This window comes from Streptomyces sp. NPDC004838, from assembly GCF_053600955.1.
Window position 1 is genome coordinate 124,084 of record NZ_JBSGAW010000019.1, and the last position, 20,675, is coordinate 144,758.

Annotated in this window: 20 protein-coding genes and 2 tRNA genes; 6 read left to right on the forward strand and 16 right to left on the reverse strand. The window is 68.4% G+C overall.

All coding sequences use genetic code 11. From position 1 onward, the window contains the following. Nucleotides 1-63: 63 nt before the first annotated feature. The 5 genes from ACWEFL_RS21995 to ACWEFL_RS22015 all read right to left on the reverse strand — a co-directional run bounded on the left by ACWEFL_RS21995 (nt 64) and on the right by ACWEFL_RS22015 (nt 4,567). Nucleotides 64-744: a class E sortase gene (locus ACWEFL_RS21995; RefSeq protein WP_451715174.1), complete on the reverse strand. Its 681-nt coding sequence runs from the start codon at nt 742-744 to the stop codon at nt 64-66. Between the two features lie 215 nt (nt 745-959). Continuing rightward, nucleotides 960-2,342, reverse strand: a complete 1,383-nt coding sequence (locus ACWEFL_RS22000) for a class E sortase (protein ID WP_451715177.1) — start codon at nt 2,340-2,342, stop codon at nt 960-962. A 224-nt stretch (nt 2,343-2,566) separates the two neighbouring features. Beyond that, nucleotides 2,567-3,226: an aminodeoxychorismate/anthranilate synthase component II gene (locus tag ACWEFL_RS22005; protein WP_451715263.1), complete on the reverse strand. Its 660-nt coding sequence runs from the start codon at nt 3,224-3,226 to the stop codon at nt 2,567-2,569. A gap of 26 nt (nt 3,227-3,252) precedes the next feature. After that, entirely contained in the window at nt 3,253-3,447 is a 195-nt protein-coding gene (locus tag ACWEFL_RS22010) for a hypothetical protein (protein WP_451715179.1), read from the reverse strand. Between the two features lie 385 nt (nt 3,448-3,832). Next, nucleotides 3,833-4,567 (reverse strand): DUF881 domain-containing protein, encoded by a 735-nt coding sequence (locus ACWEFL_RS22015; RefSeq protein WP_451715181.1) that lies wholly within the window; start codon nt 4,565-4,567, stop codon nt 3,833-3,835. 291 nt (nt 4,568-4,858) lie between these two features. Here ACWEFL_RS22015 and crgA point away from each other — a divergent pair, with 291 nt between their 5' ends. Then, nucleotides 4,859-5,113 (forward strand): cell division protein CrgA, encoded by a 255-nt coding sequence (gene crgA / locus ACWEFL_RS22020; protein ID WP_451715183.1) that lies wholly within the window; start codon nt 4,859-4,861, stop codon nt 5,111-5,113. Nucleotides 5,114-5,387: 274 nt separating this feature from the next. On the opposite strand, the gene ACWEFL_RS22025 is transcribed toward crgA, so the two are convergent. Both ACWEFL_RS22025 and ACWEFL_RS22030 read right to left on the reverse strand, forming a co-directional pair. Continuing rightward, complete coding sequence (locus ACWEFL_RS22025; protein ID WP_451715185.1) at nt 5,388-6,290, reverse strand: rhomboid family intramembrane serine protease; 903 nt, start codon at nt 6,288-6,290, stop codon at nt 5,388-5,390. Nucleotides 6,291-6,547: 257 nt separating this feature from the next. Next, nucleotides 6,548-7,081 carry a peptidylprolyl isomerase gene (locus ACWEFL_RS22030; RefSeq protein WP_451715188.1) on the reverse strand — a complete coding sequence of 178 codons (534 nt, stop codon included), beginning with the start codon at nt 7,079-7,081 and terminating at the stop codon, nt 6,548-6,550. 289 nt (nt 7,082-7,370) lie between these two features. On the opposite strand from ACWEFL_RS22030, the gene ACWEFL_RS22035 reads away from it, so the two are divergent. Beyond that, complete coding sequence (locus ACWEFL_RS22035; RefSeq protein WP_451715191.1) at nt 7,371-8,048, forward strand: DUF5324 family protein; 678 nt, start codon at nt 7,371-7,373, stop codon at nt 8,046-8,048. Nucleotides 8,049-8,118: 70 nt separating this feature from the next. Here ACWEFL_RS22035 and ACWEFL_RS22040 read toward each other — a convergent pair whose 3' ends face one another. From ACWEFL_RS22040 to ACWEFL_RS22065, 6 genes are all read right to left on the reverse strand, one after another. Then, a complete protein-coding gene (locus tag ACWEFL_RS22040; protein ID WP_451715193.1) occupies nt 8,119-9,135 on the reverse strand; it encodes a DUF6344 domain-containing protein in 1,017 nt (338 codons plus the stop codon). Between the two features lie 432 nt (nt 9,136-9,567). Then, nucleotides 9,568-10,968 carry an isopeptide-forming domain-containing fimbrial protein gene (locus ACWEFL_RS22045; RefSeq protein ID WP_451715196.1) on the reverse strand — a complete coding sequence of 467 codons (1,401 nt, stop codon included), beginning with the start codon at nt 10,966-10,968 and terminating at the stop codon, nt 9,568-9,570. A 483-nt stretch (nt 10,969-11,451) separates the two neighbouring features. Next, nucleotides 11,452-12,498, reverse strand: coding sequence for a CU044_5270 family protein (locus tag ACWEFL_RS22050; RefSeq protein ID WP_451715198.1), 1,047 nt, complete (start codon nt 12,496-12,498; stop codon nt 11,452-11,454). Further along, nucleotides 12,495-13,145 carry an RNA polymerase sigma factor gene (locus ACWEFL_RS22055; RefSeq protein ID WP_451715266.1) on the reverse strand — a complete coding sequence of 217 codons (651 nt, stop codon included), beginning with the start codon at nt 13,143-13,145 and terminating at the stop codon, nt 12,495-12,497. The genes ACWEFL_RS22050 and ACWEFL_RS22055 overlap by 4 nt, the downstream gene beginning before the upstream one ends. Before the next feature lie 137 nt (nt 13,146-13,282). Continuing rightward, a complete protein-coding gene (locus ACWEFL_RS22060) occupies nt 13,283-13,624 on the reverse strand; it encodes a hypothetical protein (RefSeq protein ID WP_451715201.1) in 342 nt (113 codons plus the stop codon). Nucleotides 13,625-13,910: 286 nt separating this feature from the next. Then, entirely contained in the window at nt 13,911-14,987 is a 1,077-nt protein-coding gene (locus ACWEFL_RS22065) for an endonuclease/exonuclease/phosphatase family protein (protein ID WP_451715268.1), read from the reverse strand. A 271-nt stretch (nt 14,988-15,258) separates the two neighbouring features. Between ACWEFL_RS22065 and ACWEFL_RS22070 the strand changes: the two genes are divergently transcribed. Together ACWEFL_RS22070 and ACWEFL_RS22075 are read left to right on the forward strand one after the other, a co-directional pair. Continuing rightward, the gene (locus tag ACWEFL_RS22070; protein ID WP_451715203.1) at nt 15,259-15,954 is read left to right on the forward strand and encodes a response regulator transcription factor; all 696 of its coding nucleotides are present in this window, start codon (nt 15,259-15,261) and stop codon (nt 15,952-15,954) included. After that, entirely contained in the window at nt 15,947-17,062 is a 1,116-nt protein-coding gene (locus tag ACWEFL_RS22075) for a sensor histidine kinase (RefSeq protein WP_451715205.1), read from the forward strand. Before ACWEFL_RS22070 ends, ACWEFL_RS22075 begins: the two co-directional genes overlap by 8 nt. A gap of 126 nt (nt 17,063-17,188) precedes the next feature. Here the strand turns inward: ACWEFL_RS22075 and ACWEFL_RS22080 are convergent. Further along, a tRNA-Ala gene (locus ACWEFL_RS22080) sits at nt 17,189-17,261 on the reverse strand. A gap of 179 nt (nt 17,262-17,440) precedes the next feature. Here ACWEFL_RS22080 and ACWEFL_RS22085 point away from each other — a divergent pair. After that, a complete protein-coding gene (locus ACWEFL_RS22085) occupies nt 17,441-17,989 on the forward strand; it encodes a helix-turn-helix domain-containing protein (protein WP_451715208.1) in 549 nt (182 codons plus the stop codon). Nucleotides 17,990-18,079: 90 nt separating this feature from the next. Continuing rightward, entirely contained in the window at nt 18,080-19,492 is a 1,413-nt protein-coding gene (locus ACWEFL_RS22090; protein ID WP_451715209.1) for a serine/threonine-protein kinase, read from the forward strand. A 438-nt stretch (nt 19,493-19,930) separates the two neighbouring features. Here the strand turns inward: ACWEFL_RS22090 and ACWEFL_RS22095 are convergent, their stop codons facing one another. After that, the gene (locus ACWEFL_RS22095; protein ID WP_003958712.1) at nt 19,931-20,065 is read right to left on the reverse strand and encodes a DLW-39 family protein; all 135 of its coding nucleotides are present in this window, start codon (nt 20,063-20,065) and stop codon (nt 19,931-19,933) included. 409 nt (nt 20,066-20,474) lie between these two features. Beyond that, nucleotides 20,475-20,548 (reverse strand) — tRNA-Ile (locus ACWEFL_RS22100). Nucleotides 20,549-20,675 lie beyond the last annotated feature (127 nt).

Below are 20,675 nucleotides of genomic sequence, written 5' to 3' on the forward strand. Positions count from 1 at the left end.
CGAGGGCGGTGCGCGTGCGAGGGCGGTGCGCGTAGCGGGGGCGGTGCCGTGGAGAAGATCGTTTCAGCGCAGTTCCTCGGGCGGCGTCCGGTCGTTGTCGACCTTGACCTCCCGCACCAGCTCGCCCCACACGATGTAGCGGTAGTCGGAGGTGAAGACGGGTGTGCAGGTCGTCAGCGTGATGTAACGGCCGGCCTTCGTCTTCCCCGACTCCTTCGGCACGGGGTCCAGCACCTGCACGTTGTACTTCGAGGTCTTCGGGAGCTTGCTGTAGACCTTGTAGACGTACCAGGTGTCCTTCGTCTCGAAGACGATCGGGTCTCCCACCTTCACCTTGTGGATGTTGTGGAACTTCGCCCCGTGACCGTCACGGTGCGCGGCGAGCGTGAAGTTCCCCTTGGGATCCCAGGGGAGCGCCGATTTGACGGGCTCGTTGTAGTAGCCCGCGACGCCGTCGTTCAGTTCCTTGGGATCGGTGCCCTTCTTCACCAGCACCTCGCCGTTCTTCATGGCGGGCACATGGAGGAAGCCGATGCCGTCCTTGGTGTCGAGGCCGAGCGGCGTATTTTCCTTCTTCCAGCCGTCGCGCACATCGTCGCTCTGCCGGGACGCCTCACGGTCGGCGAGGACGTTCGTCCACCACAGCGAGTACGCGACGAAGAGCCCCAGCACGATGCCCGCCGTGATCAACAACTCGCCGAGAACGCTGATGACGCCGGCGATCCGGCTACGCGCACGTGACACTGCACTGTTCCCGTCTGAAGTCCCTGGGCCCGGTCTGAGGCGTCAGACCGGCCCTAGGCCGCTTCTGATGGATCTTGCTGGGCTCGCGTGCCCTGGCACCGCGCCTCGCTGCGTTGTCGTCGGTCGCCGATGCTCCGCATGGACTCCCTCCTCCGCCTTGCGATCCACGGCACCAGACCCCGCTCACTGATCCAGCCTGATCCATCAGAAACGACCTAGCCTACGAGGGCGTCCGGTTTGCCCTTGCTGCGCGGCCGTTCCTCGACCATCTTGCCCCACACGATCATGCGATAGGTACTGGTGAATTCCGGCGTACACGTCGTCAGAGTGATGTAACGACCCGGCTCCGTGAAGCCGGATCCGGGCGGAACGGGCCCGATGACGCCGATGTTGGACGGCGATGTCTGGGGCAGGATGCTCGCCATCTCGTACGTGTAGTACGCCTCTTTGGTCTCGACGACGATCGGGTCCCCGGGCTTGAGCCGGTTGATGTACCGGAACGGTTCTCCATGGGTGTTGCGATGGCCGGCCACCGCGAAGTTGCCCTTCTTGTCGGCGGGCATCGCCGTCTTGAGCTTGCCCTCGCCGTAGTGGCCCACCATGCCCCGGTCGAGGACCTTGTTCTTGTCGATGCCCTCGGCCACCGGGACGACCACGTCCAGCTTGGGGATGTACATGATCGCGAAACCCTGGCCCGGCTCGAAGACGCCCGGATTGCGCTCGTCGCTCTCGAAGCTGTCCTGGATCTTGTTCGTCTCCTTGCTGACTTCCTGCCCGGCGCGGACATTGGTCCACCAAAGCTGATAGGTGACGAACAGCAGCATCAACACGCCGAAGCTGATGAACAGCTCCCCGATGGCACGGCTGGCGATGACGGCCGGACTGTCCTTGGCCGCTCGGGCGGCACGGCGGGCCTCCACGCGAGAGAGGGGCCTGGCGGGTGCGTCTGATGCCGTCCCCATGGCGGTCGCGTCAGCGGACGCGGTCGCGGCGGCGGGGTCGGACTGCTTACGGCCCCGGCCCTTGGCAGCCCTGCGGCGCTCGGCCCGGCCGGGGCCGGGCGGGGCGGACGCCGCGGTGGGCGACGTGGTCTGTGGGGGCTCCGAGGTCTGCGGGATCCGTGGGATCAGGGCGGTGGGTTCGGTCAGCGGGTCGGGATCGGGCGATGACGTGGGCGGGAACGACCGGGCCGCCGGGGTTTCCCGTGCGCGGCGCGTGTCGGCCGTACGGAGTCCCATGGTCTCGTCGTACGGCTCGGCCCGGCCCTCCGCCGTCCACGGACCGTCACCGACTCCCGCATCGGCGGCCGCACCGGCATGGGCGCCGACAGCCGCACCGGCATGGGCACCGGAACTCCGGCCCACCCAGCCGCCACCGCCGCTGCCGTCGCCACCGGCGTTCCCGTCGACGGATATCGCGCCCGGGTCGCGCCCGGGGTCCCCCTCGGGCCGCGCGGACCAGTCCTGCTGATAGGTCCCGCCGTACGACGGCGAGAGGGCCGAGAAGGGCTGTCCCTGGCCCGGAGGCTGGAGTTCCGGCTCGGTCGGCTGCTTGGCGTGCCGGGGTCGCCGCGCCCCCTCGGAAGGGGCCTGGGGCAAAGACGGCGAGGGCGACTGGTCATCGGCTCCGGCGGGGGACGGGCTCCAGGACCGGCCCGACGAGTGCCCCTGCGGCGAAGGCTCGGCCCGGTGCCGGGTCACAGGGTCCGGTTCCGGCCAGCCGTCCGCCCATGACACGGACTCGTGCGCCGGTACGCGCTCGGGGCCCCCCTCCACCCGCGTGTCCGCAGGCGGGACTCCGTCCTCCCCGGAACGCCGGGCTGTCACGCCACAGCCTTGCCCACCACCGGCGCGAGCCCCACCGAACGCTCGATCGCCCCGGTGTCGCCGCACTGGACAAGCCAGTTGGCGAGCATCAGGTGTCCATGCTCGGTGAGCACGGACTCGGGGTGGAACTGCACTCCCTCGACGGGCAGTTCACGGTGGCGCAGCCCCATGATGATGCCGTCGGCCGTCCGCGCCGTGACCTCCAGCACCTCGGGGAACCCGGCCGGTTCCGCGGCCAGCGAGTGGTAGCGCGTGGCGGTGAAGGGCGAAGGCAGCCCGGCGAAGACGCCCTGCCCCTCATGGGTGACCAGCGAGGTCTTGCCGTGCAGCAGCTCGGGGGCGCGGTCCACGACACCGCCGTACGCCACGGCCATCGACTGCATCCCCAGACAGACGCCGAAGACCGGGACGCCCGTGGCGGCGCAGTGGCGCACCATCTCGATGCAGACACCGGCCTGTTCCGGGGCGCCGGGGCCGGGTGAGAGCAGTACGCCGTCGAAGCCGTCCTGCGCGTGCGAGAGGGCGACCTCGTCGTTCCGTACGACCTCGCACTCGGCGCCCAGCTGGTACAGATACTGGACGAGGTTGAAGACGAAGCTGTCGTAGTTGTCGACGACCAGGATGCGTGCGCGCGGTGTGGCGCCCGTACCGCTCATGCCGCTGCCGCTCATCGGGGTGCCGCTCATCGGGACGCCCCCTCTCCGCTCGTGCCGGCGCTCTCTCCGTCAACTGTCACGTCGTTGAACGGAAGCAGAGGCTCCGCCCACGGGAAGACGTACTGGAACAGCACATAGACAACGGCGAGGACCAGGACGAGCGAGATGAACGCCCGCACCCACGCGTTGCCCGGCAGATGCCGCCAGATCCAGCCGTACATGCCGTCCCTTTCCGTTTCGTTACCGCTCCAGACTAAGGGGCAGCCGGGTCCGGTGGGTCAGCTGCGCGAAGCTTCCGGTTTGCCCTGTGTCACAGGCCGGGTGGCGTCGAGGCGTGCCCGGACGTTCAGCCGGCGGCTGCTGCCCACTCCGGATCACACGTCGTCAGGGTGGGAAATCGGCCCGATTCTCCGAAAGGTGACTTCTTCAGAACGGAATCGATCATTCCGATGTCGGTCGAGACCATTCGGTAGGGCTTTCTGTCGATCTGTCGATCCGGTGGGCGAACCAGGTCACGCCGCTCGTCAGCGCCACGGCGTCGCCGGGCCGCAGCCGGGGAAGTGACGACCAGCCGAACCGACGCCGACCGACGCCGGACCCCCGGCGCTACTCCACGGGCTTCGCGTAGTGGAGATCCACCGTGCCCGAGTAGCCCGGAAGGGTCACCGCCTCGCGCTCGTCGACCTTCCAGCCCAGTCCGTACGCCTTCACATACAGCCGGTAGTTCTGGATCGCCTCGGACCCGTCGAGCGCCTTCTGGAGCCGCCCGCGGTCACCGACGGCGGTGATCTTGTACGGGGGTGAGTAGACCCTCCCCTGGAGGATCAAGGTGTTCCCCACGCACCGGACGGCGCTGGTGGAGATCAGACGCTGGTCCATGACCTGGATGCCCTTGGCGCCGCCCTGCCACAGGGCGTTCACGACGGCCTGCAGATCCTGCTGGTGGATGACCAGGTCATTGGCCTGCGGCTCGGGGTAGCCGGGGGCGGCACGGGCGTTGGGCGGAGCGTCGTTGAGGGTGACCGTGAGCGCGTTTCCGCTGACCTTCTCGGTGCCCGCCGCGTTCTCAAGGGCGCCGAACCTCGCGTCCTCCGCCTCGGTGGAGCCGTCGTCGCGCTGGGCGAGGGCGTCGACGTCGTCGCGGAGCGCCCCGGTGGACTCGTCGAGTTCGCCGTTCTTCTCGCTGCGCTGCTGGACGAGGTCGGAGAGCTTCAGCAGCGAGTCGTCCGTACGGAGGTTGGTGCCCTTCGCCGTATTGAAGGAGGTCACGAAGATCACTCCGGCGAGGGCGAAAACGGCAGCGGTGAGCACCCTGCCCGTGATCCGGCGTCCACCCCTCATCGAACCCGTACCTCTTGTGTCGTGTGTCGCCTACGTGTGGTATCGCTCGCGTCTTGCCGTCCGGTGCCGCTTGCGCCGCTTGTATCTTTTTGCCCGGCGCTCGCACCAGGGTCATGGGTGCCCTGGCCCGAAGTCGGCAGAATTCCTCAGCGTACCCTTATCTCATCAGTCGCCGCGGAAGCACTACGCTAACGGACGCCCGGGGGAGGCAGTGGTCCCCACACCTCCGCACCCCGGCGCCAGCCACAGTTACCTGCGCGGTCACGCAGCGCATCGACAGGAGAGTCCCTCGTGCCGAAGTCACGTATCCGCAAGAAGGCCGACTTCACGCCGCCTGCTTCGAAGCAGGCGACGAGCATCAGGCTGACCAATCGCAGTTGGGTCGCGCCGGTGATGCTCGGGCTGTTCCTCATTGGGCTCGCCTGGATCGTCCTCTTCTATGTGACCGAGGGCGCACTCCCGATCAAGAGCATCAAGAACTGGAACATCGTCGCGGGCTTCGGCTTCATCGCCGCCGGCTTCGGCGTCTCCACCCAGTGGAAGTAGCGGGGAATCAGCGGCTCCACAGCCAGGGAGTCAAGCTCCGCCCCAAGGTTATCCACAGCGGTTGTCCACAGTGGGGAAAAGGTCAGACGATCTGTGGATAACCTTCAGAACATTGACGCCGGTATGACTACTCCAATCATCCCGGTAGCACGCTCCGCCCCTTGTCCCTGCTGGGTAAACCCGTATCGGCGACAAGGGGCACACATGTTCCCCACGGCATGCACAAGATCCGGCACTCGCTGTGGACAACCACCGGCCCTGCAGATCGCCCTGCTCAGCCGGTGAGGGCGACGGTTCTGAGCAGCAGCGCCACGGCGATCACGAGCAGGACAGCGGCGAAGGTCCCCGCCTGAAGGATCTTGCGGTGCTCACGCGGCCCGTACACCAGGCCGATGGCGAGGAGAACCCCGGTCACCAGCCCTCCGATATGGGCCTCCCAGGAGATCTGGTCGGGCTGGCTGAAGGTGATGAGCAGATTCAGCCCGATGATCAGGATGACCGGCCGCATATCGAGGTTCGACCGGCGGGCCAGTACGGCGAAGGCCCCGACCAGGCCGAAGATCGCGCCCGAGGCGCCGATCGTCCCCCGGGCCGGGTTCTCCAGCAGATAGACGAGGGCGTCACCGCCGAGACCCGAGACCAGATAGAGGGCGAGGAACCGGCTGCGGCCGAGCGCGGGCTCGACCATCCGGCCCAGGAACCACAGGGCGAGCATGTTGAACGCGATGTGCGCCACCTCCTGGTGGACGAACATCGAGGTGAACAGCCGGTACCACTCACCGTCCGCGAGTCCGATGATCTCGACCAGCCGAGGGCTGATCGCGTACCCGATCAGCTCGGTCCGATCGACGAACCGCGGGCCGAGGGCCAGCACCATGACGAACACGGCGAGATTGATCCCGATGAGGATCTTGGTGACCAGGAACGAGTCGGCGGCGATCGTGCCCCCGGCTATCGTGCGCGGCTGATTGGCGGACGGGCCATGGCCCGTACCGGAACCGGAACGGACGCATTCCGGGCACTGGAAGCCGACCGACGCGCTGATCATGCACTCCGTACAGATCGGGCGCTCGCAGCGGGTACAGGTGATACCCGTCTCGCGGCCCGGGTGCCGATAGCAGCTGGGCAGGCCGTGCGCCCCCTGCGACTCCGGCGAACTGCCTGGCGCCTGGTCCATGAAGTACCTCAATCAGTATTCCCGACTCAACACACCGCCCCGTCCATCCAGACGGATGAACGGGGCGGATTTGTTCCCTGCCGCCGCGGTTCCGGCGTGAGGACGCCATCACGGCGGGTTCGGCACCGTCGCCGGGTGGGCGCGGCGCCATCGCGGACATGCGCGGCGAGAGCGCTGTCGCACGGGTCGGGGTACGGCGTACTGCGTCCCATAGGCATGGGACGCAGTACGCCGTACGCCGTTGAGAGCGGGTGGCCTCAGACCTCGCGGGTCTCGATCACGACGGACTCGATCACGACATCCTGGACCGGGCGGTCGGTGCGCGGGTTGGTCTGGGTGCCCACGATGGCGTCCACGACCTTCTTGCCCGCGTCGGTGGTGACCTCGCCGAAGATGGTGTGCTTGCGGGTCAGCCAGGTGGTGGGGGCCACGGTGATGAAGAACTGCGAGCCGTTGGTGCCCGGTCCGGCGTTGGCCATGGCCAGCAGATACGGCCGGTCGAAGGACAGCTCCGGGTGGAATTCGTCCCCGAACTCATAGCCGGGGCCGCCGGTGCCGTTGCCCAGGGGGTCGCCGCCCTGGATCATGAAGCCGCTGATCACGCGGTGGAACACCGTGCCGTCGTACAGCCTGTCCTTGGACTTCTTGCCGGTGGCCGGGTGGGTCCACTCACGCTCGCCCTGGGCGAGCTCGACGAAGTTCTTGACCGTCTTGGGCGCGTGGTTCGGCAGGAGCCGGATCTCAATGTCGCCGTTGTTGGTCTTGAGGGTGGCGAAAAGCTGCTCGGCCACGGTCCTTGCCTTCCGTAAGACTTCTCTGAACGCCCTGATCCTCCCACGGAAGGACGGCGCGGTGAGAGAGCAGGCCGGACTGTCGGCAGAAGAGGCGCTGTGAGACGAACGGTGGCATCGTCGATCGCGAGGTCCCCGCATGACCCGGATGCCCGCATCGCATGCCGGGGCGGCGGTCAACAGGCATGATTTCGCAGCAGACGGATAGACGAAATGTGCCGAACCGGGATTGAGCCCGCAGTGGGGTCGAACCCCCGTGACCCGAACGCCACCGAGGAGGAGGATCCCCGTGACCCGCATGGACAGCGTGCGCGCCGCGAGCGATACGGCGAAGGACAGCGTGCTGCACGCCGCGGAAGTGGTGGCGCCATACGCCGGTACGGCCAGGGACCAGGCCGTGCACTACGCACACGAAGCCCGCGTACGGCTCGCGCCAAGAGTCTCGAAGGCCGCTCAGCAGGCCCGCGTCCAGTACGGCGCCCGTGTGGCGCCGCATGTGCCGCCGAAAGTGGACGACGCCGCGCATCGGGCGGCGGTCCGTGCCCGGAGGGCCGCTCGTCAGGCGACGGATTACACCAAACCGCGTATCGAGAACGCGGTTGCCGCGGCCCAGCCCGTACGGGAGGAGGCCGCTGCTCGCTCCACCGCCGCACTGGCCGCACTGCGCGGTCAGGTGACGCCGAAGGAGATTCAGAAGATTGTGAGGAAGCACAAGCGGCGGGCGAAGGCCGCGCGTCTTTCCAAGGGTCTCGCGATCGTCGGTGTCGTGGCCGCCGGGGCTTACGCGGCCTGGAAGTGGTGGGACAAGCAGGCGAACCCGGACTGGCTGGTGGAACCGCCGGCGGCCACCGAGGTCTCCGGCCGTGATCCGCTGTCGTCCGTCGACGGCAGTCCGGAGGCGCTGGATCCCGAGGTACAGGCCAAGCAGGCGGAGGCGGAGGGGCCGGATCGCGACGACCGTCGCTGACCGGGTACCGCCTTCGAGGCGGGCGCTTCGGCGCGTGGCGCCGGGGGTTGCGAGTGCGGCTCCCGGCGCATCACGCCGCGGTCAGGTCGACGGTGCGCGCCCGATGGGCGGCGTGGAGTTCCCGGGCTCCGGAGCCCTGGCCGGAGCGGGTCTGGGCGTGACCCGAAACGGAGCCCTGGACAGAGACCTGCCTGGTGCCCTGGCCGGAGCCCTGGACAGACCTGAGGGCCGCCTTCGCCGAGGCCGGGCGAGCGTGGGTCCGGAGGTCGCCGGACGGGGATCCCACGTACGGCTCGTTCGAGGACGGCTCGTTCGAGGACGGCTCATTCGAGGACGGCTCGTTCGAGGACGGCTCGTTCGAGGACGGCTCATTCGAGGACGGCTCGTCCGCCGTGGTCTCGTCCGCCGCCGTGGTCTCGTCCGCGTGAGGCCGGTTCGCGTGAGGCCGGTTCGCGAACAGTTGGTGCAGCGTCGCCGAGCGGTCAGCGGCTGCCGGCGGGCCCGCGGTGGTCGTCTGCCGAACGGAGGCCGTCGGTGAGTCGCCGTCCACGGCGTCAGCGGCCGCCAGGGGGTCGGTGCCCCTGGGCGAGTCGTCCATGGCCGTGGAGCCGGTGCGCGCCTGTGAATCCGAGGTGAGGGCCCGTGCGGCGACCGTTTCCGCACCGATGTCGGTCAGCGGGCCACCGAAGTCGAACGCGGGCAGCTTGCGTACGGAGGGCGAAGAGCCATGGGCCTCGGCGCCGATGCGCTGCTTGATCGTGGGAGGCAGCGATCTGTCGCGTGCCCCCTGGTTCCAGCGCGTGATCTGCGCGGGCACCAGAGGCTGCGGCAGCGCCCTGGTGACGCGCTCACGCTCCCAGTGGCGCTCCGCTTCCCGGTCACGCTCCTGTTGCGGCAGCTCGGGACGGCCGGAGAGCCCCGAGTCGTGCGACCGCACCGGCGCGTCGGGCCGGACCGGCTCGTCCGGCGTCTGCACGGGAGCCTGCCGGTCGGCGGCGGTGGCGCTGGTCAGCCCCAGCGACGTGAGCAGTGCGACAAGCGCGGTGAGGAACGCGGTCCACAGATTTCTGACCTTGACGGAGGTCATGATCCCTCGCTTTCGGATTGGGCGATCTACATACCTTTCTCATGATGTGTACGCATCTCAGGATGCGAAGGACCGACGCAGCTGCTAAGCGGTTCTTCTGATGAACACCACTCGGACGGCCCAGAGCGGATCTTCGGAACAACCCGGCCGTCCGGCTTGCGCGGCCACTTGTCCGGCCCACCTTCCGGCTGCCCGGCTTGCCGTCCGGCCCCTGGCCCCGGATCCTGTGCCGACGCGCTGCGGCAGGATCGGCCGGTCGTGGCCCTACGCGTACGGACGGCGGTCGTCGTGCGGACAACGGTCGTCGTGCGGACGACGGTCATACCGCCGGAGGAGCAAGGCACAGGGGGCCGTACCCCCGGCCGTGTCCCTCCGCAGGGGGCGGGCCGGGGGTAGTCGCTGACGGTTGCCTCGCGGTAATGGGCCGGGGGGCTACTTCTGGCCGGCGCAGGGGTCGCAGCAGGAGGGGGCCGGTTCGACGCAGACGGTGACGGTGTCGGTGTCGTTGGTGGTGTCGGGGTCCTTTTCGTTGCCGGTGGCGGTGGCGGTGTTGCTGATCAGACCGGCATTGGCGGCCTTGGCTCGCAGCACGAGGGCGGCGGTGGCGCCGTCGGCCAGGTCTCCGACGGTCCACTGCCCGGTGGTCGGGTCATAGCTTCCGGGGCCCTCGGCGGACAGGAAGGTGAGGCCGTCGGGGAGCCGGTCGGTGACGGTGACGCCGGTGGCGTCGTTCGGGCCGGCGTTGTGGACGGCGATGCGGTAGGTCACCGTCTGGCCCACGGTGACGGTGGTGGCGTCGGCGGCCTTCGCCACGGTCAGGTCGGCGGCCGGCTTGACCTGTGTGACCTGCTCGTTGGAGGTGGACGTCAAGGGCTCCGGGGTGTCGCCGAGCCGGTTCTCGTAGGAGGCGGTCGCGGTGTTGCTGATCTGCTTGCCGGCGCTGGCCCGGTCGATGGTGACCCGGTACTCCACCGTGGTTCCCGTCGGCAGGGTTTCGGTGTTGGGCAGGCTGCCCCCCTCCACGCCGGAAGCGCCGTTGCCGAGATGGAAGACGACCTTGTTCGCCCCGGGGTCGTAGTACGCCTGGTCGTCACCTTGCCCGTCGCTCTTCGCTCCGGCGTTCGGGCCGTCGACGATACGCAGGGAATCGGGCAGATACGTCGTGCCCTGCGGGATGACATCGGTCAGGATGAGGTTCTCGGCCCCGCCGCCGCCCTCGTTCTTGGCGGTGATGCGGTAGGTGACGACATCGCCCACCTCCAGCAGCCCCGCGGGAATCGCGGTCTTGTCGAGCACCAGGTAGGGAGCGGTACCGAAGAAGATGCCGTCCAGGAAATTGCCGATGCCGCGGTTTCCGCCGGCGGCGGAGATGGAGCGGAAAGCGAAGCGTGTCAGCGTCTGGCCCGCCGGGACGGTATAGGTGCCTGTGTAGTAGCCCCACGCGGTGTTGCCGTCGGTGAAGCGCTTCTGCTCCGCCGTGGAGCCCGGCGCGCCGATGTCCAGCGCCATGGTGTCGTCCCCCTGGCGGCCCCGGTGATACAGCCGCCAGTACAACTTGGTGCCGGGGGTCGTCGGCAGGTCCTGGTAGAGCGTGGAGACCTCATTGGCGTTGAGCTCGGCGAACTGGGCCCCATCGGCTGACGGCACCCCCAGGAAGCCCGAACGCCACAGCTCGATCCTGTGGTCGGAGGCGGTGGTGAGCCAGCCCGGAACCCACTTGGACGCCTGCGTCTGCGAGGCGTCCGGCAGGATCTCCACATCGGTCACGGCGGGCTCTTCGAAGCTGCCGTTGGCCAGGGCGACCCGGAGCGGAGCAACAGGAGGTGTGGCCATGGTTCTTCCCCTTGCGTCGACGCTGCTGAATGCACCGCCGACCGGCCGTACCTCTGCGCGCCGTGGCGGAGCCGAAACGCCCGGTAGCGCATCACATTCACATGAACACGGAAAGTGACGGGCATGAGGGTTTGGTCAATCCCGCACGGCAGGTTTGAGGAACCCACCCCGGAACCACTCCCGCCGCGCTGTCATGCGTGACGCCGAAGGCACACCGCTCCCACCTCACGTGCCTCCCAGCCCTCTCCCGCCCACCCCGCCATGACCGAAAGCTGCCGTCGCACCCCTTGCATCCATCTTGGTTGAGGGTGAATCAGTCACCAGCGAAGTTGACGCTCTCCCGGCATGGTGGCACGGCCGGGTCGGTACGGCGCAGTGACCGGGTGGCGAACGGATCGCCGTTTCACGTGAAACGTCACCACGGACGAGGAGGGGCGTTTCACGTGAAACACCCCTCCTCATGCACACTCCGGTACGGGTGACTCAGGCGCGCTTACTCCCCGCGCGCCCGCCGATGGCGTCGACCACGGCGCGTTCCAGAACAGCGGTGCGCGCGGTGACGGTGCCCGGCTTGATGTCGTCACGGGCCTTCACCTGAACGGTGCGCTCACCGAGATAGGCGTATGTGGACCGGTCGAAGACCCATTCCGTGCGGGAGCCGTCCGATTCGTCGGTACGGGCGACGGCGATGCCATCGCGGCCGAATCCGTCCTCGGCCTTGTCGAGGACGACGACGCCCGGAATCTTCGCGGCGGCTCGGTAGAGCGCCGCGGACAGATCGGCCGGGGCCAGCTCTTCACGAAGGAGATCCCCGATGGCGGTGAACGCCTGGGCATGGGGTCCCCTGCTCTTACCCTGCCCCTCGTTGTCCTTGTAGATCTTCTTCAGCAGGACGTCGGGATCGGTCGGGAGCGTCTTGAGGTAGTTGTAGCCGGAACGGTACGCGGGGTCCGCGCCCTTGGGCTCATCGAGGGAGGTGCCCTTGTCGAACTTGCCCTCCTCGATGAGCCAGCCCTTCGTGTTGTCGGGAGACTTCCAGGTCTCGCGCAGGTGCGGCTTGGTGATGCGGGACGTCACCTCGTCCGAGCCGAGATGGAGCGTCTGGGCAAGGTTCGACACCCGGCTCTTGATGTAGACGAACTGCCCGGGGCCCGGCTCAGGGAGCTTCTGCTTGCCTGCGGCGAGTGAAATCCGGTTCAAGGTGTTCGCCACCTTCTCCGTGCTGCCGGCGTCGAACTGCACGACGGGGGCCTTGGCCTTGTCGGAGCCCCCGGGGTCATCGTTCAGCGCGCCGACCACCAGTACGCCGGTCAATGCCAGCGCGGTGGCGGGGACGCCGATGAACAGCGCGCGCCGCACGGGCCGTACGGATTTAGGGTTGGGCGTCCGCTGAATCTCGCTCATCAGATGCTCCTGAAGGAGTCGTCGGCGGTCGGGCGACAGATCCGGGTCACCGGGCGCGGGCAACAGCCGAGCCAGCTCCACGTGGTCGAGCGGCTCTTGGGGCCGCCGCCAAGGGGTACGGTTCATCGGTTCTTCTCCTCGTTCGACCGGGCCGCATCCGTGCGGCCACCCCGTACTTGTCCGTGACTGGAAGCGGGTTCCATCGGAGAGAGCACTTTCTGCGGCGGTTGCCGAGCGGGATCCCGAAGCTCCTGCTCGACCAGCGCGCGCAAACGGGTCCGAGCGCGGGAGAGCCGGGAACGGACCGTGCCCACGGGCACGCCAAGGGCCTCGGCCGCCTCGGCGTATCCGAGGCCGGACCAGACGCAGAGTGTGAAGACCTCCCGGTCGCCCCGGCGCAGCTTCTTCAGCGCGCGCTGCGCGGCGACCAGCTGAGCCGCATCGGTGAGTCGGCCGACCAGCTCGTCGGCGAAGTCGGGCACGGTGTCACCGGGTTTCATCCGCGCCAGTGCCGCCCGGTGCCGACGGGTGGCGCGCGTGGTGTTCCGCAGTACGTTGACGGCGATCCCCATCAACCACGGCCGTGGGCTCTCACCCTCGTCCCGCAGCTTGTGACGCAACCGCCACGCCTCAAGAAACGTCAGCGACACTGCGTCCTCGGCCAGCGCCCAGTCACCGGTCGTGCGTACCGCATGCCGGTAGACCAAGGGAGCGTAGGCGTCGAACAGTTCCCTGAACGCCGCCGGGTCCCCATCCCGTATTCGGCCGTGCATCACGTAGTCCACATGAGAAGTTGTCCGCGCACCGACTGGAGTTCCGGTGATTCAGATCACACGAACGCGGTTCCCCTGTCCACCACCGTGAGACCGGCCCCGGCAGGGCCCGGCATCCACGATCGCATGTTGCCCGCTCAGTGGACGACGCTGTAACTCTGCCAAGGGCCCGAGCGCGGTGCGATCACATCGCCCGTACCGGTCGCCACATAGATCGACGCCTGGCCGGAGCAGTCGGTCGTGGGGTACATGATGATGTCGACCAGCGTTTCGTTGGTGACCGCGACGGCACCGGAGGGCGCGAGCCGGTGACAGCCCTTGACCGGGGGACTGGTGACCGTCACATGCTTCGCCCCGGCCGTGTCGTACGAAAGGGGTCCCACCGCCGTACGCCCGAGCCCGGAACAGCCCGCGAGGGCGACGGTCAGAAGCACCGCCCCGGCCGCGCCGATGTACTTCCGGTGGTGGATCACGGCCATGTCCAGTCCTCGTCTGCGCGGAGGATCTTCGCGCGGGAAGGTGTCCGGGTGGGAGGGTCCTGCTCAGGCCACCCTGCCGCCTCTCCACGGAAACTGCACCCGGTGCGCGGCTGCCCGGAGTACGCGTCCCGGCATCGGTTCCGCGAGACCGGGCGGACCCAGGGCGCGTACGGCTTCGACTTCGGCGATCTCGTCCAGCGGCGAGTTCGGGCTGACGTCGCCGGGACGCGCCTTGATCCGCGACAGAAGATCCCGCAGGGACGGATCCGGCGGCTTGACGCGCTGTTCACCAGTTGATTCCGGCCGCCACCGGCAGGTGGTCACTGCCGGTGGCCGACAGCACCCACGAACTGGCCGGCTCCACGCCGCGGACCAGGATCTGGTCGATCCGCGCCACCGGGAACTTCGCCGGCCAGCTGAAGCCGAAGCCGTCCCCGGCCGCGTCCTGGACCGAGCGCAGCCGCGAGGTGATGCCGGCGAACGCGCGGTCGTCCATGGTGCCGTTCAGGTCACCGAACAGCACCACCCGCTCACTTGGATCGGCGGCGACGGCCTTGCCGAGCGCCCGCGCACCGGCGTCCCTGCTGTCCGTCCAGAAGCCATTCCTGGGAAACACGCGTACGGACCCCAGGTGGGCCACATACACCGTCAGTGGCCCCTGGTCCGTGACCACCGTGGTGCGCAGCGCCCGGGTGGAGTCCATCTCGATGTCGACCGGCTTGGTGTCCGCCAGCGGCCCGTAGTCCATCTCGATGTCGAGCGGCTCGGTGTCCGCCAGCGGCAGCTTGCTCCACAGCCCGACCGTGCCCTGCACCGTGTGGTACGGGTACGCCTTCTCCAGCTCCTTCTCGTACAGCGTCTTCACCTGCTGGGTGATCTCCTCCAGGGCCAGCACGTCCGCGCCGGAGGCGGCCAGATCGCGGGCGGTGCCGGCCGGATCGGGGTTCTCGGCACCGACGTTGTGGCTGACCACGGTGAGGTCGCTGCCCGGGTGGGACTTGTCGCTGAGCAGCCCGCCGAAGAGGCTCAGCCACACCGTGACCGGCAGCAGCAGCGCGGCCACCGCGGAGGCGGAGCGGCGCCACAGCGCCCCGGCGGCCAGCACGGGGATGCCCAGGCCGAACCACGGCAGGAAGGTCTCCACCAGGCTGCCGAGGCCCCCGCGGTCCGTGATCTGCGCGTGCAGCAGCATGACCAGGCCGAGCAGCAGCGCCAGCACCGCGAACACCGGGCCGCGCTTCCACGGGCCCGGCCGGGAGGCGATGCGGATCGCCCGGCGGATGCCCGCGCGCCGGGTGGTGGAGCCGGTGTCCCGGTGGCCGCCGTCGGCCTGTGCGGGCTCCGCCGTGTCCACCTGCGTCATCGTCCGGCCTCGCCCACCGTCGGTGCCGCCCGTACGAGAAGTGCTGGTCACTGCCGCGTCCTCGGGTTGTCTTCGGCCCCGTACTCGGAGACCGCAGTCGGCCACAGTCGGAATGGCGTCGTCGAAGACCGTCACGCCGTCGGGAACGGCACCGCGTCCGTGCTGATGGTGGGGTGTGACGCATGCTTCAAGTGAAGACAGCGCGGTGTTGCCGGCACGTATGCGGTTTTCGATATGCCGACGATATGCGTCGGCTCATAGCCTCAACGGCATGCGTGTGCTGATCGTCGAGGACGAGCCCTATCTGGCAGAGGCCATCCGCGACGGCCTACGCTTGGAAGCGATCGCGGCCGATATCGCAGGTGACGGCGACACCGCTCTGGAACTGCTGAGCACCAACTTCTACGACATCGCCGTCCTCGACCGCGACATCCCCGGACCGTCCGGTGACGAGATCGCCACACGCATCGTCGCCTCCGGCAGCGGCATGCCGATCCTCATGCTCACGGCGGCCGACCGTCTCGACGACAAGGTCTCCGGTTTTGGGCTCGGGGCCGACGACTACCTCACCAAGCCGTTCGAACTGCGAGAACTCGCGCTCAGGCTCAGAGCACTCGACCGCAGACGCGCCCACAGCAGGCCCCCCGTGCGAGAGATCGCGGATCTGCGCCTTGACCCGTTCCGCAGAGAGGTCTACCGGGGCGGCCGCTACGTCGCGCTGACCAGGAAGCAGTTCGCCGTGCTCGACGTCCTCGTCGCCGCCGACGGCGGTGTCGTCAGCGCGGAAGAACTTCTGGAACGCGCGTGGGACGAGAACGCCGACCCGTTCACCAACGCCGTACGCATCACCGTCTCGGCACTGCGCAAGCGTCTCGGAGAACCCTGGATCATCGCCACCGTGCCGGGTGTCGGCTACCGCATCGACACGCGACCAGAGGCCGGTCACGAGGGAGGCGAGCGTGGATAGAGCACCTGGGCTGAGCGTTCGCCTCAAACTCACCCTCAGCTACACCGGATTCCTCATGCTTGCCTGCGGACTGCTGCTCGCGGCGGTGTGGGTGTTCCTCCTGCGCTACGTCCCCGAGCGTGCGCTCATCATCCCCGGCTCCACCGGCGCCCCTACCAGTGGTGTTTTCCCCATCCGATCCAACCTTCTGCGCGTTTTCGCCCCGAGGGCAGCCGCGGTGTCGGCATTCCTGCTGGTGTGCGGACTCGTGGGCGGGTGGATCACCGCCGGCCGGATGCTCGCCCCGCTGACTCGCATCACGGGCGCCACCCGCCTGGCCTCGGCCGGATCGCTCTCCCACCGAATCCGGCTACCGGGCCGCAAAGACGAGTTCCGCGAACTCGCCGACGCCTTCGACGGCATGCTGGAACGACTCGAAGCGCACGTCGCCGAGCAGCGGAGATTCGCGGCCAACGCCTCTCACGAGCTGCGCACCCCGCTGGCCGTCTCGAAGACACTTCTCGACGTTGCCCGCACCGACCCGAACCAGGACACCGGCGAGATCATCGACCGGCTCCACGCCGTCAACACCCGAGCGATCGACCTCACCGAGGCACTGCTCCTGCTCAGCCGCGCCGACCAGCGCTCCTTCACCCGAGAACACGTCGACCTGTCCCTCATCGCGGAAGACGCCACCGAAACGCTCTTCCCCCTCGCGGAAAAGCACGGCGTCACCATCGAGACAAGCGGCGACATCGCCCCCACGCTCGGATCGCCGGCGCTCCTGCTGCAACTGACCACGAACCTCGTGCACAACGCGATCGTCCACAACCTGCCCGGACAGGGCACCATGTGGGTCCAAACCAGCGTCCGCCCCAAGACGGTGGTGCTCACCGTCGAGAACACCGGCGAGCAGGTCACCCCGGAGCTGGCCTCGACACTCACCGAACCGTTCCAGCGCGGCACCGAACGCATCCACACCGACCACGCAGCCGTCGGCCTCGGCCTGGCCATCGTCAAGACCATCACCCGGGCACACGACGGCACCCTCACTCTCACCCCGCGCTCCGCGGGCGGGATCCGCGTCACCGTAGAGCTACCCGCGCTGTCCCCGCACACCGACAGGTGAAGAGTCGGCGTGGAGGCCGTCTTCGCCTCCCCCTCGCCCCACGCGACCATGCCCAGGCCGGCTGACATCGCAGCACAAAAAAGCCCCTCCAAAGCGCGTTTCCGCAGGTCAGAGGGGCTATAGGGGTGGAGCCTAGGGGAGTCGAACCCCTGACATCTGCCATGCAAAGACAGCGCTCTACCAACTGAGCTAAGGCCCCGGACAGCGGATGCGGCCGATCGGAACTGCTTGTCGGCCACCGCTGGGACCAGAATACCGGGTGATCCCGGTGATCCTGCAAAAGGATTGGGACTCCCTATGGACGACCACTCTCCGTAAGATGCACGACGTGGTTCGCAGCAGCGAAGCCCGCCTTGGGGAAGCGATGGGGAGACGCAGATGGACGCCGCTCAGCAGGAGACGACCGCAAGAGCCAGGGAGCTGCAGCGCAGCTGGTACGGGGAGCCGCTGGGGGCGCTCTTCCGCAGGCTCATAGATGACCTCGGGCTCAACCAGGCCCGGCTCGCGGCCGTGCTCGGGCTGTCGGCTCCGATGCTCTCTCAGCTGATGAGCGGCCAGCGGGCGAAAATCGGCAACCCCGCGGTGGTCCAGCGGGTGCAGGCCCTCCAGGAGTTGGCCAGCCAGGTCGCGGACGGCAGTGTCAGCGCGGCCGAGGCCACCGACCGGATGGAGGAGATCAAGAAGTCTCAGGGGGGATCCGTACTGACCGGCACCAGCCAGACCACGACCAGCTCGGGCGCGCCGACGGTACGCCGGGTGGTGCGGGAGATCCAGTCGCTGCTGCGCTCCGTGGCCGCTGCCGGAGACATCATCGACGCGGCGGACTCCCTCGCCCAGACTCAGCCGGAACTGGCAGAGTTCCTCCGGGTGTACGGAGCGGGGCGCACCGCGGACGCCGTCGCGCACTACGAGTCGCACCAGAGCTGATCCCGCGACGACAGGACCGGACACGACCGACCGCCGGGCAGCGAGGCGGAACCACCGCCTCATGAGGGAACGGGGAACGGGCACAGCGCCATGGGTGAGGTCTTCGCCGCTCGGTACGAGCTGATCGACCCGATCGGGCGTGGTGGTGTCGGCGCCGTCTGGCGCGCCTGGGACCATCGCCGTCGCCGCTATGTCGCGGCCAAGGTGCTGCAACAGAGCGACGCGCACACGCTGCTGCGCTTCGTCCGCGAACAGGCTCTGCGGATCGATCATCCACATGTCCTCGCCCCGGCCAGCTGGGCCGCGGACGACGACAAGGTGTTGTTCACCATGGACCTGGTGGGCGGCGGGTCGCTGGCGCATGTGATCGGCGACTACGGCCCGCTGCCGCCCCGCTATGTGTGCACCCTGCTCGATCAGTTGCTGTCCGGACTCGCCGCGGTGCACGCGGAAGGCGTTGTGCACCGGGACATCAAACCGGCGAACATCCTGCTGGAGGCCACCGGTATCGGACGGCCGCATCTGCGGCTGTCCGATTTCGGGATCGCCATGCGCAAGGGCGAGCCCCGGCTGACCGAGACGAACTATGTGGTGGGCACGCCCGGTTACTTCGCACCCGAGCAGATGACGGGCGCGGAGCCGGACTTCCCTGCCGATCTCTTCGCGGTCGGCCTGGTGGGGCTCTATCTGCTCCAGGGCCAGAAGCCCGACGCCGGGGCCCTGGTCGATCACTTCACCAGCCACGGCACTCCCAGCGCCCCGCTGGGCATACCCGAGCCGCTGTGGCAGGTGCTGGCCGGTCTGCTCCAGCCCGATCCCGAGGACCGCTTCCGCACCGCCACCGGGGCGCGCAAGGCGCTTATGACGGCCGTGGAGACGCTTCCCGAGGCCGGCCCGGACGACGAGCCGGTCGAGGTCTTCGACCAACTGGAGCCGCTGCCTTCGGGCTTCGGCCCGGACGGACCCGAGGGGCCCCCTGCGCCCGGCATCCTGACCACTCCGACCGCCGGAGCCGCCCGGAGCGCGGGAACGGGACAGACGCCCGCTCAGGCCCCCGTACAACCGCCGCTGCCACCAAGGACAGGTGGGGTCCTGGTGCCCCCGCCCCCACAGCAGCCGCCCACACCACCGCCGCATCCGGCCCAGCCGGCCACGCCTCCCCCCATGCCCGCGGCCCCGGAGGCGACGCCGACACCGGCTCCCGCCTCCACCCCCGATTCCGCACCAGCGCACAGCGCTTACCCCCTTTTCGCCCAGCCTCCCGAGCCACAGCACCCGCATCCGCGGTCACAGACCGATCAGACCGCCCCGGTGCAGTACGAAGCCCCCGTCACTCGTACATACACCGCCCAAAGCCCCGGGGTTCCGCTCTCACGGGCGGAAATCCGACGAGCCGCCCGCAGACGGAGGCGCAGAACCCCGTCCCCGAAGGTCGTGGTCCCGGTACTGCTCCTGGCGCTGATCTGCTTCGCCGTGGGCATCTGGGCCCTGGCCCAGTCCTGAGACGGCCCCGAGGCCGGTCTCTGGTCGGTTCCGGGTCCCCCGCGCCGGTCCTGGCGACCCGAGCGCGGGCCCACGATCAGACCCACGCACGGCTCGCACGGCTCGACGGGTGTCCCGGCAGGCGGTGCTCCAGACAGCCCGCGAGACGACCCACGAGACGGGGCCGCGAGACGATCCCCAGGAGGATCCCCGGTGTCCCCTGACGCGAACACGGACGCGGACACGGACGCGGGCGCGAGCCCCGCCGGATTCTCAGGCCCCCTCCTCGCCCGAGCCCACCCCGTTCGGTCGCCGGTCGCCGACTCTCGTACGCCCAACCCCCGAGATATTCACTTCCGCAATTCAAAAATTAACGCACGTGAACGACACCGGCCCCGGACAGCATGAAGCCCCGGCCGCCTCAAGCGACCAGGGCTTCAACGAAAACGCTGCTGCGTCTCACACACCCGAACCTGCGGGCACGGAGTCGGTCGCCTCCGTCCACAGATCCTGCTCGGCGCGATCCGCCTGGATCTGGCGGTACACGAGGAGCCCGCCGATGGCAGCCAGTGCGACCAGGAGAAGCTTCTTCACCGCGCGACCTCGTCTTTCCTTGACGTATGAGGACTTCTGGCGCCCGACTATACACACCGACCGATACCGATCGGTGACCTGCGCGCCTCTTGCCCCCGGCACGACCACTGCTCCGGACAGAGCCCGGACCATGCGCTCCGACCGCACGAAAGAGATCCCCTCAGGGGCCGAATCGCCACTGCGCAGCTCACAGGGCGTGAACCAATGGCCCCGTCGTCAATGGCTGAAAGAACCGCACCCGTCCCGCGACGCCCCAGGGCCACAGATCACCACAGGCAGACGAGTTTCCGTGAAAGGCACACGGGATGTTCGAGGTTACCGACTAGTACCGGACTCTCAAGATCATTAACTGAAGAAGCCCTGTAGATCCTCGGGATCTACAGGGCTTCCGACCTGCGTGTTGCTGCTGTGGGGCTAACAGGATTTGAACCTGTGGCCTCATCCTTATCAGGGATGCGCTCTAACCAACTGAGCTATAGCCCCGCCGCGCTGCGCGCTGACCTCTGAAGATTAGCGCACGTCTGGCGTAGCTCCCAAATCCGTAAACGGGTGCCTCCGGTCGGCCTCCCCGACCCCGGTGACCGGGGCCGGCCGGGCCCTGTCCGTACGG

What these genes read in the sequence shown, in the direction of transcription:
- ACWEFL_RS22005 (WP_451715263.1), bottom strand. Translation starts at nt 3,226, where the DNA reads ATGAGCGGTACGGGCGCCACACCGCGCGCACGCATCCTGGTCGTCGAC.
- ACWEFL_RS22010 (WP_451715179.1), bottom strand. Translation starts at nt 3,447, where the DNA reads ATGTACGGCTGGATCTGGCGGCATCTGCCGGGCAACGCGTGGGTGCGG.
- ACWEFL_RS22015 (WP_451715181.1), bottom strand. Translation starts at nt 4,567, where the DNA reads ATGAGGGGTGGACGCCGGATCACGGGCAGGGTGCTCACCGCTGCCGTT.
- ACWEFL_RS22025 (WP_451715185.1), bottom strand. Translation starts at nt 6,290, where the DNA reads ATGGACCAGGCGCCAGGCAGTTCGCCGGAGTCGCAGGGGGCGCACGGC.
- ACWEFL_RS22040 (WP_451715193.1), bottom strand. Translation starts at nt 9,135, where the DNA reads ATGACCTCCGTCAAGGTCAGAAATCTGTGGACCGCGTTCCTCACCGCG.
- ACWEFL_RS22045 (WP_451715196.1), bottom strand. Translation starts at nt 10,968, where the DNA reads ATGGCCACACCTCCTGTTGCTCCGCTCCGGGTCGCCCTGGCCAACGGC.
- ACWEFL_RS22050 (WP_451715198.1), bottom strand. Translation starts at nt 12,498, where the DNA reads ATGAACCGTACCCCTTGGCGGCGGCCCCAAGAGCCGCTCGACCACGTG.
- ACWEFL_RS22055 (WP_451715266.1), bottom strand. Translation starts at nt 13,145, where the DNA reads ATGCACGGCCGAATACGGGATGGGGACCCGGCGGCGTTCAGGGAACTG.
- ACWEFL_RS22060 (WP_451715201.1), bottom strand. Translation starts at nt 13,624, where the DNA reads ATGGCCGTGATCCACCACCGGAAGTACATCGGCGCGGCCGGGGCGGTG.
- ACWEFL_RS22065 (WP_451715268.1), bottom strand. Translation starts at nt 14,987, where the DNA reads ATGACGCAGGTGGACACGGCGGAGCCCGCACAGGCCGACGGCGGCCAC.
- ACWEFL_RS22070 (WP_451715203.1), top strand. Translation starts at nt 15,259, where the DNA reads ATGCGTGTGCTGATCGTCGAGGACGAGCCCTATCTGGCAGAGGCCATC.
- ACWEFL_RS22085 (WP_451715208.1), top strand. Translation starts at nt 17,441, where the DNA reads ATGGACGCCGCTCAGCAGGAGACGACCGCAAGAGCCAGGGAGCTGCAG.
- ACWEFL_RS22090 (WP_451715209.1), top strand. Translation starts at nt 18,080, where the DNA reads ATGGGTGAGGTCTTCGCCGCTCGGTACGAGCTGATCGACCCGATCGGG.